Origin of the sequence: Haloprofundus halobius, assembly GCF_020097835.1 — an archaeon.
In the GTDB taxonomy this organism is placed as follows: Archaea; Halobacteriota; Halobacteria; order Halobacteriales; family Haloferacaceae; genus Haloprofundus; species Haloprofundus halobius.
Window position 1 is genome coordinate 2,032,074 of the sequence record NZ_CP083666.1, and the last position, 13,133, is coordinate 2,045,206.

Here is a 13,133-nt window from a genome sequence, read left to right on the forward strand (position 1 = left end):
GTAGATGGCCGACTGGTCGACGTTCGCGGGTTTCGCGGGCGTCGTCCTCGTTCTATTACTATTACTCGCGCGTGCGTCGCAAGGTATCGTGAGCGACGGCGACGCGGGCGTCGTCGATAGCCCCGCAGACGACTTCGACGATTCCGACGATTCTACCGCTTCCATCGAGTCCGACTCGGAGTTGGGAGCGGTAGCTTCCGGGGAGATGTCGGGCCCCTCGTCGGATACCGAACCCGCCGAGCGAGCGGCCACCGCCGAGGCTGCCGACCGGACGGTCAAGCGCGACACCACCGACGCCGCCGAGCGGCCGAGACGCCTCGAAGACGTGGAGTTCCCGGGACGAGTTCAGTACGGTCCTGCACCCGAGCGTCGACCCGCCAGTTCCGAAGACGGCGGAGACGACGAGGGCGAACGAATCGGTCACGCGAGCGGACCACCGGGCGACGCGGACGAGTCCGACGAGCAGACGACGCTCGGCGACCTCTCGACGGGAGCGCTGCTTTTGAACGTCGCGCTCTCACAGGGGTTGTTCGCCGGACTGCTGCTCGCCGGCGCGTGGGTCGCAGAGATTCCGGCGTCGGCGTTTGGCGTCACCGCGGCGACGACGGACCTCACGGCGCTCAGTGTCGGCGTCGCGTTCGGCGTCGGTCTCTACGTGCTCAACGAACTCGCGGCGACGGTCGGCGAGCGGTTCGACTTGGGGGGTGGCGAGGCGCTTCGGGAGGCGTTGGCCCCCGACTCCGCCGGCGGGTGGGCGGTCCTGCTCTTGGTCGTGCTCCCCATCATCGCCGGCTTCGAGGAGTTGCTGTTTCGCGGCGCGCTCGTCGGCGTGCTCTCCATCGGCTTCGGTCTCTCGCCGTGGCTGCTCGCCGTGCTCTCGTCGGTCGCGTTCGGTCTCGGCCACGGCGCCCAGGGACCGGTCGGCATCCTCGTCACCGGCGCGATCGGATTCGTCCTCGCGGCGGCGTTCGTCCTCACCGAGAGCCTGCTCGTCGTCGTCGTCGCCCACTACCTCGTGAACGCGCTGGAGTTCGTCGTCCACGAGGGGTTCGGCTGGGAGCGGTCCGGATGGGAACGAACGAGTTAGGGCCTCGGAGTCGAAAGCGGCGAGTGAATGGCCGCCCTTCAGTCGCTGCCGCGTAGCGTCCGCGTTTTCCTCGCAGTCGGCGTCGTCGTCGTCGCCGTCACGGCGATGTACGGCACCGCGACGGGCGATACGGCGCTGTCGTCGCTGTGGACGCTCGTCTACGCGACGCTGTTTCTCGTCTGGGGTGTGCGACTGTGGGAGGGCCGCGGTGACGGGTCGGCGCTGCGCGTCGTCGGCGCGGGGGCGCTGTTCGTCGCGGCGCTGAGTTGGACGTCGGAGTTTCTCGGTCTGTTTCGGAGCGGAGCCGTCGGTGCCGCCGTCGACGTCGTGACGCTGTCCGCGGTGATACTCGGCGTCGGTGCGTATCTGAAGTTGGAGTCGTTCGGGCGGAGCGAGTGACTGGTTTCGATACGACGGTCGCAGCGAACGAGTTATTAGCTGACAGACAGAACGAACGGCAGATGTCTACGGTCTCCGAAAAGCCCCTCCTCGACGACGCGGTGCGCGCGCTGGCTGTAGTGTTGTTCTCGATCGGACTCGTGGGGGTCTACGGTCGCGTCGCCGGCGACCCGGGATTGGCCCGGCTACTGGAGTTCGCGGTCGATTTCGGGCTGTTTCTGTCGGCCGGCGCGCTGTGGTCGAGGGCGGAGGGTCGCCCGTTCGTCGCCGCCGGCGCGCTCGGGTGGTTGACGGTCGGTGTCGTCAGACTCGCCGAGTACGCCGACGTTTCGCTCGTCCAGCGTGGGTGGGTCGGTCTCGTCACGATAGCCGGGTCGCTCGTGGGACTGGTCGCGTTCGTCGCCGCGTTCGCCGACGAGCCCTGAACGGCGCTACCCCTGCTCGACGCGCCGTAGTGCCGCCGCCACGTCCTCCGGCGTCGCGCCGGTCGCCCGAATCCGATGGTCGGGGATGAGAAGCGGCACCGGATTCTCTCGAAGCGCGTTCTCGACCAGTCGGATGTCATCCTCCTCGTCGGCGTCGAGTCCGGCCAGTCGCGCCAGTCGTTCGACCGAGATCGTCTCGCCGTAGGGGACGTTTCGAGTCGCTTCGAGCACGCTCCGCCGGTCGGTCGGCACCGTCAGCGCGACGGGCGCGTCGTCGAAGTGGTCCTCAGCGCCGTCGAGGTAGTCGAAGATGCGGTCCAACAGCGAGTGGTCGGTCTCGGCGTCGTCGGGTATCGAGTCGGGGAACGAGACGTTGATGACGCGGCCGCCGACGACGCCGAGTTGGACGACAGTATCGAGTGTCGGCGACTCGCGCGCGTAGATTCCTGCGTCTTCCATGGTCGAACCGAGGGCGACCTTCGTCTTCAAAGGGCCGTTCGCGGCCCCGGAGACACAAACCTTATGAACAGATTAGTGCATTAGTGTACATCGATGAACGACACAGCGGAGGTCGCCCCGGCGGTACGCTCGATACTCGCCGCCGCGCGCGACAGAGACGGCGGGAGCGAACGGCTCTCGGTCGACGCGCGGTCGTTACCCCACGCGTTCGCCGCCGCGGAGGCCGACGGTCGAATCCCCGTCATCGCCGAAGTGAAACCGACGAGTCCCACCACCGAAGGGACGCGCGACGACGACCCTGTCGAACTCGCACAGCAGATGGTCGACGGCGGCGCGGCGGCGCTGTCGGTTCTTACTGAGCCTGAGCACTTCGGCGGGTCGACCGAGAACCTCCGGCGGATCCGCGAGGCGGTCGACGTCCCCGTGCTGCGCAAGGATTTCATCGTCCGCGAGGACCAGTTCGACGTCGTCGAATCCGACGTGGTGTTGCTCATCGCGCGCTTCGTTGACGACCTTTCTGGGCTCTTGGACGCGGCCGAAGCCCGCGGCTTTCAGGCGCTCGTCGAGGTCCACGACGGCGACGAACTCGCCGAAGCTATCGACGCGGGAGCCTCCATCGTCGGCGTCAACAACCGCGACCTGACGAAACTCGACGTCGATTTATCCACCTTCGAGTCCGTCGCGCCCGCGGTTCCCGAGGACGTGACGCTCGTCGCCGAGAGCGGCGTGACGACGCCCGACGACGCCCGACGGATGCGCGATGCGGGCGCGGACGGCCTGCTCGTCGGTTCTGCGATCATGGCGGGCGACATACAGGAGAACACCGAGAAGTTCGTTACCTCGGAGTCCCAGGAGCAACCATGAGCACGAGCGACGGGAAGTTCGGCCGCTACGGCGGACAGTACGTCCCCGAGGCGCTGATGCCCGCTATCGAGGAACTGGAGGACGCCTACGAGCGCTACGTTCTGCACAACGAAGACGGCTTTATGGACGAGTTCCGGCAGCGACTCCGCGACTTCGGCGGGCGGCCGACGCCGACGCAGTACGCCGAGCGCCTCTCGGAGCGTTACGACCGCGACGTGTACCTGAAACGCGAGGACCTCGTCCACGGCGGCGCGCACAAGCTGAACAACGCGCTCGGCCAGGTCCTCCTGGCGAAGTATATGGGTAAAGACCGCATCATCGCCGAGACCGGGGCGGGTCAGCACGGGACCGCGACGGCGATGGCGTGCGCGCACCTCGACTTCGACTGCGAGGTGTACATGGGCGAGCGCGACATCAACCGCCAGCGCCCGAACGTCTTCCGGATGAAGATAAACGGCGCGGAGGTCACTCCCGTCACCGTGGGTCGCGGAACCCTCAAAGAGGCGATTTCGGAGACGATGCGCGACTGGGCGACGAACGTCGAGGACACCCACTACGTCATCGGCTCTGTCGTCGGCCCGCACCCGTTCCCGGCGATGGTCCGCGACTTCCAGGCAGTCATCTCCGAGGAAGCCCGCGAGCAGATCCAGGAGCGAGCGGGGACGCTTCCCGATTCGGTGCTCGCGTGCGCGGGCGGCGGGTCGAACACGATGGGCGCGTTCGCCGAGTTCGTCGACGACGAGGGAGTCGACCTCTACGCCGTCGAGGCGGGCGGGTCGTCGCTCTCGGTCGACGAGGAGGAAGGCGTCGCGCCCAACTCCGCCTCCTTGTCGACAGGCGGCGAGGGGGTGCTCCACGGCGCGCGCACCAAACTCCTGCAGGACCGCGACGGACAGATCATGGAGTCGCACAGCGTCTCCTCCGGTCTGGACTACGCGGGCGTCGGTCCCGAACTCGCCTATCTGGTCGACGAAAACCGGGTGACGCCGGTGAACGTGGACGACGACGCGGCACTGGAGGCGTTCCACCGCCTCTCGCGGCTGGAGGGAGTCATCCCAGCGCTGGAGACGGCGCACGCGTTCGCCTACGTGGAGAAGAACCACGAGGACCTCGGCGACACCGTCCTCGTGAACGTCTCCGGTCGCGGTGACAAGGATTTGGAATCCGTTATCGAGGAGACCGAGAAGCGCGGCATCGAGAACGCGCCGGACATGTCGATGTTCTCGGGAGGGCTTCGATGAGCCGAATCCCCGAAGCGTTCGCCGACGTTCGCGGCGGTGAAGCCGCCGCGAGCCAACCAGAAGCAGATGCTTCTGGTGACGGACCCGCGTTCATTCCGTATCTTGCTGTCGGCGACCCCGACTACGAGTCGTCCATCGAGTACGTCGAGGCGCTCGAACGCGGCGGCGCGGACATCATCGAACTCGGCCTGCCGTTCTCGGAACCGGTCGCCGAGGGACCAACGATTCAGAACGCGGTCGTCCGGGCGCTCGAAGGCGGCATGACACCGACGCGTTTCTTCGAGTTCGTCGAGGAACTCGATGTCGATGTTCCGCTCGTCTGCATGACGTACTACAACCTCATCTACCGATACGGCGACGACGACGCGAATCGGCCGCGCGCGTTCGTCGAGAAGGCCGCGGAAGTCGGACTCGACGGCTTCGTCGTCCCCGACCTCCCCGCCGAGGAGGCCGACCCCCTTCGGGAAGCCTGCGACGAGTTCGACCTCGACCTCGTGTTCATCGTCGCGCCGACGACGGAGGGCGAGCGCCTCGAACGCATCATGGAACAGGTGTCGGGATACGTCTACGTCCAGGCGCGCCTCGGCGTCACCGGGGCGCGCAGCGACGTGTCGGCGCAGACCGACGAGAGCCTCGCGCGACTCGACGACTGGGACGTACCGAAGGCCGTCGGCTTCGGCATCAAGACCGGCGAGCACGCCGAGCGCATCGTCGCCGGCGGTGCCGACGGCGTCATCGTCGGCAGCGCGCTCGTCGATATTGTGGCTGAAGGCCACGAGAACGGCGACTCGGCCGAATCGGTCGCCGCCCGTCTCGAAACGAAGGCTCGCGAACTGAGCGAGGGTGCTTCTCGCGGGTTCGCGCAACGCACACCGCATCCGGAACGCACATAACCGTACACTGGCACAGTTTCACATACTCATGAACACAGGAATCCACGCACGACTCGACCGCATCTCCACGGAGGGGCGATTTCTCGTCGTTCCGATGGATCACGGTATCACACTCGGGGCGGTAAAAGGCCTCAAAAACATCGAATCGACCATCGCGGCGGTGACACGCGGCGGGGCCGACGCCGTCCTCACGCAGAAGGGGATCGCCCCGCGCGTCCACCCGCACAAAAATGGTCGAGGATACATCGTCCACCTCAACGCGTCCACGGTCATCGGTCCCGACAGCAACGACAAGCGGATGACCAGCACCGTCGAGGAGGCCGTCCGCGCCGGGGCCGACGCCGTCTCGTTCCACATCAACGTCGGGAGCAACTACGAACCCGGCCAACTGGAGAGCCTCGCGCGCGTCACCGACGACGCCGAGCGACTCGGTATCCCCGTTCTTGCGATGGCGTACGCCCGGGGTCCCGACGTCGACGGCACCGACCCGCAGGCGCTCGGTCACGCAGTCCGCCTCGCGGAGGAAGCGGGCGCACACGTCGTGAAGACGGGCTACAGCGGTAACGCCGAGACGTTCGAGCACGTCGTCGAATCGACGCGCCTCCCCGTCGTCATCGCCGGCGGGAGCAGAGGCACCGACCGTGAGACCGTCGATATGGTCCGCGGCGCGATGGACGCTGGCGCGGCGGGCGTCTCGATGGGCCGCTCTATCTTCCAGCACGACGACCCCGAAGCCATCACCCGCGCCGTCTCCGCCGTCCTTCACGACGACCAGTCGGCCGAGGAGGCCATCGAGCGCGCCGGTCTCGGCATCGAAGCCTGAAGCGGCTGCGCAGCGGAGCGAACGGGGCTTTTTGTCGCCCTCGCTCGAACGGAGCGTATGGCAACGACGGAGTTCGATTTCGACGGCGAGACGGTCATCGTGACGGGCGGGTCCTCGGGTATCGGCCGGGCGATGGCGACGCGCTTCGGCGAGTCCGGCGCGACGGTCATCGTCGCCGACGTTCGTGAAGAGCCGAAAGACGTCGACGAGGAGACGCCGACGCACGAACTCGTGCGCGAGCTGGGCAGCGACGCCGAGTACGTCGAGACGGACGTCACCGACCGCGACGAGGTCGAATCAGTCGTCGAGGCGGCCCGCGAGTACGGCGGCGTCGACGTGATGGTGAACAACGCCGGTCTCTTCGTCGAGGGCGACATGCTCGACCTCTCGCCGGAGGAGTTCCGCCGAGTCCACCGCGTCAACGTCGACGGCGTGTTCTTCGGCGTGCAGGCCGCGGCCAGCGACATGCTCGACAGAGGTGAATCGGGATGCATCGTCAACACCGCCTCCATCTCCTCGAACCTCGCCCAGCACGGGCAGGTGCAGTACGACTCGACCAAGGGCGCGGTGCGGATGATCACCCGCGGCGCGGCGCTCGAACTCGCCGAGCACGGAATACGCGTCAACGCCGTCGCACCCGGACAGATAGCAACGGAGTTCACCGAGGGACTCACCGAGGAGATGTACGAGGACGCAGAGAGCGGCGGCTTCCTGAAGCCGATTCCGCTGGGTCGGCCGGGCGAACCCGAGGATATCGCCGACGCGGCGGCGTTCTTGGCGACCGAGGGGGCGAGCTACATCACCGGCGAACTGCTGCACGTCGACGGCGGCTGGCAGATCTGTTGAGAGCGCGTTATTCGGCGACGAGAACGAGTCAGTGAGAAATAGTATAAGTTAGACAAACTTTATTATATATTGACTGTAATCGACGCCGATGCTCGAAGACGCGCTCTCGTACCCGACGAAAGGCGATAGTGGAATCGTACGACTGCTCATCGGCGGCGTGCTGGTGTTTTTCAGTTGGCTTCTCGTGCCGGTGTTTCTGGTCTCCGGCTACCTCGTTCGCGCCGCCGCGGCGGTGTCGCGCGGCGACGAGGACCCCCCGGCGCTCGACGACTGGGGTGGCCTCCTCGTCGACGGGGTGAAGGCGACGGTCATCGCCGTCGCGTACAGTCTCGTCCCCGCCGTCATCTTCGGCGGGATGCTCGTCGTCGTCGTCGGCGGCGGGTCCGCCGGCGGCAACGCGGGCGGTCTCCTCGCTGGCGTCGGACTGCTGGGGATGCTCCTCGCGCTGCCGGCCGTGCTCGTCGTCACCTACCTGCTTCCCGCGGCGCTCATCAACTTTGCCCGCGAGGAGTCGCTTGGCGCCGCGTTCGCCGTCTCGACGCTGAAACCGGTGCTTCTGAGCCGACAGTACATCGTCGCGACGGTGATCGTGTTCGGCGTCTCGGTCGTCGGCGGCGCGGTGCTGAGTTTCCTCAGCGCCTTCCTCGTCGGCATCGTCATCGCACCGTTCTACTACTTCTGGCTCGGCCTCGCCAGCCAGTTCATGTTCGGTCGGGCCTTCGCCGAGGTCGCCAACACCCGCGAAAGCGCGACGCCGGCGGCCGCACCGGTCGCTGACGACTGAGGCCACTCGCGCGACCGACGCCGATATTTTCCGACGCTCCCTGACGCATCCGCCACGTTCAAGCCACACCCCCGAGAGAATCGGACAATGACACGAAGCGTCTGGTTGAAGGCCGACGACACGGTCGGCGACTGGGAGGTTCGAAAGCAACGCATCACGACGGGACTCGAAGCGGGCGTCAACTGGGTCCTCGTCGACGAGTCCGACGTCGCTCGCGTCCGCGAGCTCGGCGACGTGAAGATCGCCGCGTTCCGTACCGACGCGGACGTCCACGTGATGGACGCCGAAGACGAGGAGACGCCGACGGCGGTGGCGGACGTCTACGTCGTCGGCAAAGACGGCGAGGGCGACGGCACCGTCGACCTCCCGTCGGACTTCTCGGGGTCGGCGGACCTGACGACGCTCCGACACAGCGACGAGCGGGCGCAGGGCGCCTACGTCCGCATCCGCGGCAAGGAGTACGAGACGTTCGCCGAGGCGGCCGCCCGCGACGCTGACCACACGCTCGTCGTCGGCGAGGACTGGCAGATAATCCCCCTGGAGAACCTCATCGCGCGCATCGGCGACCAGACGGAGTTGGTCGCGGGCGTCACCTCCGCCGAGGAGGCCCGCGCCGCGTTCGAGACGCTCGAACACGGTGCCGACGGCGTCCTCCTCGACTCGGACAACCCCGACGAGATTCGCGAAACGGTCGAAGTGCGCGACGCCACCGAGCGCGAGCAGCTCGACCTCCGGTGGGCCGAGGTGCAGTCGGTCGAACGCGTCGGGATGGCCGACCGCGTCTGCGTCGACACCGGGAGTCTCCTCGAACACGACGAGGGGATGCTCGTCGGATCGATGTCCCGGGGGCTGTTCTTCGTCCACGCGGAGACGGCCGAGTCGCCGTACGTCGCCTCTCGCCCGTTCCGCGTCAACGCCGGGGCGGTCCACGCGTACGTCCGCACGCCCGACGGCGGGACGAAGTACCTCTCGGAGCTCAAAAGCGGCGACGAAGTGCAGGTCGTCGACACCGAAGGTCGAACGCGCGAAGTCATCGTCGGACGCGTGAAGATAGAGAAGCGACCGATGTTCCGCGTCGAGGTGGACGTCGAGGGCGACCACGTGGAGACGCTGCTGCAGAACGCCGAAACCATCAAAGTCCCGACGAGCGCGGGTCGCAAAGCCGTCACCGACCTCGAAGCGGGCGACGAGCTGTTGCTGTACTACGAGCAGGTGGCGCGGCACTTCGGCGAGGCCGTCGAAGAGAGCATCATCGAGAAGTAAGCGCGACAGCGACGACCCGCTCTTCTCTCAGTCGTCGATTTTCGCTTCCCCAGCGTCGAGTGCACGCTCGAACGGCGGGGTCGCCCGCACGTCGGAGAGCGACACGGGCGGGTCGGGACTCTCGGGAGGGGAGCACAGCGCTCGACACAACCACTGCACGTCGTGCCACTCACCCTGCTTGTAGCCGACGTTCTCGTAGACGCCCACCGGTTCGAAGCCCATCGCGCGGTGGAAGCCGACGCTCGCCGGGTTCGGGAGCGTCGTCCCCGCGTAGACGTTCACGTACCCCTGCGCTTCGAGTATTCCGAACAGCGCCGTGTAGAGGCCGCGGGCGACGCCACGTCGCCGCGCGCCGTCGGCGACGTACACCGAGGAATCGACCGACCACCGGTAGGCGTCGCGTTTGCGGTGCGGTCCGGCGTAGGCGTAGCCGACGACGCGTCCGTCGCGTTCGTCCACCAGCCAGGGGTACGATTCGAGCGTCGTCTCGATTCGCTCTTTACTCTCAACTTCCGTCGGCGGCGTCGTCTCGAAGGAGACGGCGGTGTCGCGAACGAACGGTTCGTATATCCTCAGAACGTCGTCGGCGTCGTCGGGCGTGGCGAGTCGTAACATATCCGGGGAGAACACCTCCGGCCCCAAATACGTTGTTTGAATTCACCAGGGCGCTGAAAACTCGGATTCAGTCCCGAGAGCAGCCGTGAACGCGGTTCGGTGAATCGTTCACGAAATACCACTCGCATCCGAGTCAGTAATTTTCAGCCATGTACCATACGCAAGCTTCTTTAGGAATCCTGTGGTCGAACCGAATACGCAATGGCTGTACTTTGGCTGGATGACGTGCGCGCCGCCGACATCGACACGGTCGGCGGTAAAGGTGCCTCGCTCGGCGAACTCACGGCCGCGGGGCTTCCTGTCCCGCCGGGATTCGTCGTGACCGCCGACACCTATCGAACGTTCATCGAGGAGGCAGGCATCGACGAGGAACTCTTCGAGGCGATGGATATCGACCCCGAAGACTCGAAGGCGCTCGCCGCCGCCCACGAGCGCGCACACGAACTCATCACGGAGACGGAACTCCCCGCCGAAGTACGCGAGGAGATTCTGGAGGCGTACCGCTCCGTGGGAGACGGCGAGGCGTTCGTCGCGGTCCGGTCATCGGCCACGGCCGAGGACCTTCCGGACGCCTCCTTCGCCGGTCAGCAGGAGACCTTCCTCAACGTCCGCGAGGAGAAACTCGTCGAGCGCGTCAAGGAGTGTTGGGCGTCGCTGTTCTCCCAGCGCGCCATCTACTACCGGACGCGACAGGGCTTCTCGCACGACAAAGTCGACATCGCCGTCGTCGTCCAGCAGATGGTCGACGCCGAGAAGAGCGGCGTGATGTTCACCTCCCACCCGTCGACGGGCGAGCCACGGATCATCATCGAGGCGGCGTGGGGGCTCGGCGAAGCGGTCGTCTCCGGATCTGTCTCTCCCGACAACTACGTCGTCGACCGCGAGACCGCTAGCGTCGACGAAGAGACCCTCGCGGACAAGAAGCTGATGATGGTCAAAGACACCGAGACGGGCGAGACATCGACGGTCGACGTCCCCGAGGAGAAGCGCGAGGCGCGCGTGCTCTCGGACGACGAGATCGAGCGCCTCGTCGAACTCGGCTGCGAAGTCGAAGACCACTACGACGCCCCGCAGGACGTCGAGTGGGCCATCTACGACGGCGATGTGTACATGTTGCAGTCGCGGCCCATCACGACTATCTCCGACGACAACGGCGTCGAGGTGGCCGCCGACGGCGACGGCGTCGACGCGACGACGCTCTCGTCGAACGGCAACAGCGGGCAGAAAGAACAGTCGTCGTCGAACAGCGACACGCTCCTCAGCGGACTGGGCGCGAGTCCCGGCATCGTCTCGGGCGAGGCGCGCATCGTCACCAAACTCGACCAACTCGACAAAGTGTCGGAGGGCGACATTATCGTCACCGAGATGACGATGCCCGACATGGTCCCGGCGATGAAACGCGCCTCCGGCATCGTCACCGACGAAGGTGGGATGACGAGTCACGCCGCCATCGTCTCCCGGGAACTCGGCGTGCCGGCCGTCGTCGGCACCGGCAGCGCGACCCGAGAGCTATCGGACGGCCAGGTCATCACTATCGACGGCGACAAGGGGACGATTCGAGAAGGTCAGAAGGCGAAGAAGGGAGAGCAACACGAACCCGTCGAGGAGATGCGGCCGAAGACGCCGGTCAAACCGATGACCGCGACGGAGGTGAAAGTCAACGTCTCCATCCCCGAGGCCGCAGAACGCGCCGCGGCGACCGGTGCCGACGGCGTCGGCCTGCTCCGCATCGAACACATGGTGTTGTCGCTCGGCAAAACGCCCCAGAAGTACATCGAGGACAACGGCGAGAAGGCGTACGTCGACGAACTCGTCGAGGGCATCCGGACCGTCGCCGACGAGTTCTACCCGCGTGCGGTCCGCGTCCGCACGCTCGACGCGCCGACTGACGAGTTCCGCCAGCTGGAGGGCGGCGACGGCGAACCGAAGGAGCACAATCCGATGCTCGGCTACCGGGGTATCCGCCGCAGTCTCGACACGCCGGAGGCGTTCGCCCACGAACTGGAGGCGTTCCGTCGCCTCTGGGAGATGGGCTACGACAACGTTGAGCTGATGCTTCCGCTCGTCAACGACGCCGAGGACGTCTACCGCGCGACGAAGTTCATGCGCGAGGCGGGCATCGACCCCGAGAAGCGAACGTGGGGCGTGATGATAGAGACGCCTGCGAGCGCGCTCTCCATCCGCGAACTCGCGGAAGCGGGTATCGACTTCGCCTCCTTCGGGACGAACGACCTCACCCAGTACACCCTCGCGGTCGACCGCAACAACGAGAACGTCGCCGACCGGTTCGACGAACTCCACCCCGCCGTGTTGGAGCTCATCGGGTCGACTATCGAGACGTGCCGCGAACTCGACGTGAAGACGAGCATCTGCGGGCAGGCCGGGTCGAAACCGCAGATGGTCCAGTTCCTCGTCAACGAGGGAGTTACGTCCATCAGCGCGAACATCGACGCGGTGCGCGACGTCCAACACGAGGTCAAGCGCGTCGAGCAGAAACTGATGCTCGACTCGGTTCGCTGAGCGTCGGCTCGGACGGGAGCGAACTGTTCGCCTTCCTCAAAGCCCCTTTATATCACCGAGCGCCAAACTCTGAGTGAGCCACAGATGCCCTCCACACCCTCACCGACCCCGGACGCCGCCGCCTCGGACGGACCTGGCGGCCCGTCGATCGTCCACCGCCTCGTCGCGTTTCTCGTCGCCGTCGGCCTCCTCCTCGCCGCGTTCGTCGTCGGAACCATCACCAGCCTCGCCGTCATCTTCCCGCTGTTCTTCCTCGGATTCGGCGTCACCTCGACGGCCGTACTCGTCTTCGGCTCGATTCCACAGCAACTGATGTTCGCCGGAATCGGCGGGCTCTACGCCCGACTACGGCTCGACTCGCTGCCGATTCGACGCCCCGACAGCGAGGAACTCCGGTTCGTCGTCGGGGCGACGCTCGTCGCCGTCGTCCTCGCGTCGGTACTCTCGTACGCGCTGACGCTCACAAGTCTCGAACCCGTCGAGAGCGTCATCGGCGAAGTCGCACAGAACGACCCGACGGTGCTTCTCGCTCTCGCCGTGCTCTCTATCGTCCTCGTCGCCCCCGCAGAGGAACTGCTGTTCCGCGGCGCGATTCAGGGCCGCCTCCGGACCGCCTACGGACCGGTCGCAGCTATCGTGCTCGCCAGCCTCATCTTCGCGTCGCCGCACGTCTTCAACTACATCGGCACCCCCGTCGCCGTCGTCGCGACGACGGGCGTCATCTTCGTCACCGGGTCGATACTCGGTATCGCGTACGAACGCACGGATAACCTCGCAGTCCCGATTCTGATTCACGCCGCGTACAACACGACGCTGTTCGGCATCGCGTACGTCCAACTCACGGCGTTCTGAGAGGAGCGGGCCACCGACACGCGGGGGCGTTCGTCAGCGACCGTCGGCGCTCGTCGATCCGT

The 13,133-nt window shown here is 66.3% G+C and carries 14 protein-coding genes; 12 read left to right on the forward strand and 2 right to left on the reverse strand.

Annotated elements, in window-relative coordinates:
- Nucleotides 1-4: 4 nt before the first annotated feature.
- The 3 genes from LAQ74_RS10670 to LAQ74_RS10680 all read left to right on the forward strand — a co-directional run bounded on the left by LAQ74_RS10670 (nt 5) and on the right by LAQ74_RS10680 (nt 1,911).
- Nucleotides 5-1,087: a CPBP family intramembrane glutamic endopeptidase gene (locus LAQ74_RS10670; protein ID WP_224332533.1), complete on the forward strand. Its 1,083-nt coding sequence runs from the start codon at nt 5-7 to the stop codon at nt 1,085-1,087.
- Between the two features lie 27 nt (nt 1,088-1,114).
- Nucleotides 1,115-1,486, forward strand: coding sequence for a hypothetical protein (locus LAQ74_RS10675; protein ID WP_224332534.1), 372 nt, complete (start codon nt 1,115-1,117; stop codon nt 1,484-1,486).
- Between the two features lie 62 nt (nt 1,487-1,548).
- Nucleotides 1,549-1,911 carry a hypothetical protein gene (locus tag LAQ74_RS10680; protein WP_224332535.1) on the forward strand — a complete coding sequence of 121 codons (363 nt, stop codon included), beginning with the start codon at nt 1,549-1,551 and terminating at the stop codon, nt 1,909-1,911.
- 6 nt (nt 1,912-1,917) lie between these two features.
- On the opposite strand, the gene LAQ74_RS10685 is transcribed toward LAQ74_RS10680, so the two are convergent.
- Nucleotides 1,918-2,370 carry an MGMT family protein gene (locus tag LAQ74_RS10685; RefSeq protein ID WP_224332536.1) on the reverse strand — a complete coding sequence of 151 codons (453 nt, stop codon included), beginning with the start codon at nt 2,368-2,370 and terminating at the stop codon, nt 1,918-1,920.
- A 93-nt stretch (nt 2,371-2,463) separates the two neighbouring features.
- Here LAQ74_RS10685 and trpC point away from each other — a divergent pair, with 93 nt between their 5' ends.
- The 7 genes from trpC (at nt 2,464) to LAQ74_RS10720 (ending at nt 9,084) form a co-directional block, all read left to right on the forward strand.
- Nucleotides 2,464-3,234, forward strand: a complete 771-nt coding sequence (trpC, locus tag LAQ74_RS10690; protein ID WP_224332537.1) for an indole-3-glycerol phosphate synthase — start codon at nt 2,464-2,466, stop codon at nt 3,232-3,234.
- The gene (trpB, locus tag LAQ74_RS10695) at nt 3,231-4,475 is read left to right on the forward strand and encodes a tryptophan synthase subunit beta (RefSeq protein ID WP_224332538.1); all 1,245 of its coding nucleotides are present in this window, start codon (nt 3,231-3,233) and stop codon (nt 4,473-4,475) included. Before trpC ends, trpB begins: the two co-directional genes overlap by 4 nt.
- The gene (gene trpA, locus LAQ74_RS10700) at nt 4,472-5,368 is read left to right on the forward strand and encodes a tryptophan synthase subunit alpha (RefSeq protein ID WP_224332539.1); all 897 of its coding nucleotides are present in this window, start codon (nt 4,472-4,474) and stop codon (nt 5,366-5,368) included. The genes trpB and trpA overlap by 4 nt, the downstream gene beginning before the upstream one ends.
- 28 nt (nt 5,369-5,396) lie before the next feature.
- A complete protein-coding gene (locus LAQ74_RS10705; RefSeq protein WP_224332540.1) occupies nt 5,397-6,191 on the forward strand; it encodes a 2-amino-3,7-dideoxy-D-threo-hept-6-ulosonate synthase in 795 nt (264 codons plus the stop codon).
- Nucleotides 6,192-6,248: 57 nt separating this feature from the next.
- Entirely contained in the window at nt 6,249-7,037 is a 789-nt protein-coding gene (locus LAQ74_RS10710) for an SDR family NAD(P)-dependent oxidoreductase (protein WP_224332541.1), read from the forward strand.
- Nucleotides 7,038-7,125: 88 nt separating this feature from the next.
- On the forward strand, nt 7,126-7,821 hold the full coding sequence (locus tag LAQ74_RS10715; RefSeq protein WP_224332542.1) for a DUF4013 domain-containing protein: 696 nt from the start codon (nt 7,126-7,128) through the stop codon (nt 7,819-7,821).
- Between the two features lie 87 nt (nt 7,822-7,908).
- Nucleotides 7,909-9,084 carry a 3-dehydroquinate synthase II gene (locus LAQ74_RS10720; RefSeq protein WP_224332543.1) on the forward strand — a complete coding sequence of 392 codons (1,176 nt, stop codon included), beginning with the start codon at nt 7,909-7,911 and terminating at the stop codon, nt 9,082-9,084.
- Nucleotides 9,085-9,111: 27 nt separating this feature from the next.
- Here LAQ74_RS10720 and LAQ74_RS10725 read toward each other — a convergent pair whose 3' ends face one another.
- On the reverse strand, nt 9,112-9,699 hold the full coding sequence (locus LAQ74_RS10725; protein WP_224332544.1) for an arsinothricin resistance N-acetyltransferase ArsN1 family B: 588 nt from the start codon (nt 9,697-9,699) through the stop codon (nt 9,112-9,114).
- A 201-nt stretch (nt 9,700-9,900) separates the two neighbouring features.
- Between LAQ74_RS10725 and ppsA the strand changes: the two genes are divergently transcribed.
- A complete protein-coding gene (ppsA, locus tag LAQ74_RS10730) occupies nt 9,901-12,219 on the forward strand; it encodes a phosphoenolpyruvate synthase (RefSeq protein ID WP_224332545.1) in 2,319 nt (772 codons plus the stop codon).
- A gap of 84 nt (nt 12,220-12,303) precedes the next feature.
- The gene (locus LAQ74_RS10735; RefSeq protein WP_224332546.1) at nt 12,304-13,071 is read left to right on the forward strand and encodes a CPBP family intramembrane glutamic endopeptidase; all 768 of its coding nucleotides are present in this window, start codon (nt 12,304-12,306) and stop codon (nt 13,069-13,071) included.
- The last annotated feature ends 62 nt before the right edge of the window (nt 13,072-13,133 follow it).

Excerpts from the sequence above, each read along its gene's own strand:
- LAQ74_RS10670 (WP_224332533.1), top strand. The coding sequence starts at position 5 with ATGGCCGACTGGTCGACGTTCGCGGGTTTCGCGGGCGTCGTCCTCGTT.
- LAQ74_RS10675 (WP_224332534.1), top strand. The coding sequence starts at position 1,115 with ATGGCCGCCCTTCAGTCGCTGCCGCGTAGCGTCCGCGTTTTCCTCGCA.
- LAQ74_RS10680 (WP_224332535.1), top strand. The coding sequence starts at position 1,549 with ATGTCTACGGTCTCCGAAAAGCCCCTCCTCGACGACGCGGTGCGCGCG.
- LAQ74_RS10685 (WP_224332536.1), bottom strand. The coding sequence starts at position 2,370 with ATGGAAGACGCAGGAATCTACGCGCGCGAGTCGCCGACACTCGATACT.
- trpC (WP_224332537.1), top strand. The coding sequence starts at position 2,464 with ATGAACGACACAGCGGAGGTCGCCCCGGCGGTACGCTCGATACTCGCC.
- trpB (WP_224332538.1), top strand. The coding sequence starts at position 3,231 with ATGAGCACGAGCGACGGGAAGTTCGGCCGCTACGGCGGACAGTACGTC.
- trpA (WP_224332539.1), top strand. The coding sequence starts at position 4,472 with ATGAGCCGAATCCCCGAAGCGTTCGCCGACGTTCGCGGCGGTGAAGCC.
- LAQ74_RS10705 (WP_224332540.1), top strand. The coding sequence starts at position 5,397 with ATGAACACAGGAATCCACGCACGACTCGACCGCATCTCCACGGAGGGG.
- LAQ74_RS10710 (WP_224332541.1), top strand. The coding sequence starts at position 6,249 with ATGGCAACGACGGAGTTCGATTTCGACGGCGAGACGGTCATCGTGACG.
- LAQ74_RS10715 (WP_224332542.1), top strand. The coding sequence starts at position 7,126 with ATGCTCGAAGACGCGCTCTCGTACCCGACGAAAGGCGATAGTGGAATC.
- LAQ74_RS10720 (WP_224332543.1), top strand. The coding sequence starts at position 7,909 with ATGACACGAAGCGTCTGGTTGAAGGCCGACGACACGGTCGGCGACTGG.
- LAQ74_RS10725 (WP_224332544.1), bottom strand. The coding sequence starts at position 9,699 with ATGTTACGACTCGCCACGCCCGACGACGCCGACGACGTTCTGAGGATA.
- ppsA (WP_224332545.1), top strand. The coding sequence starts at position 9,901 with ATGGCTGTACTTTGGCTGGATGACGTGCGCGCCGCCGACATCGACACG.
- LAQ74_RS10735 (WP_224332546.1), top strand. The coding sequence starts at position 12,304 with ATGCCCTCCACACCCTCACCGACCCCGGACGCCGCCGCCTCGGACGGA.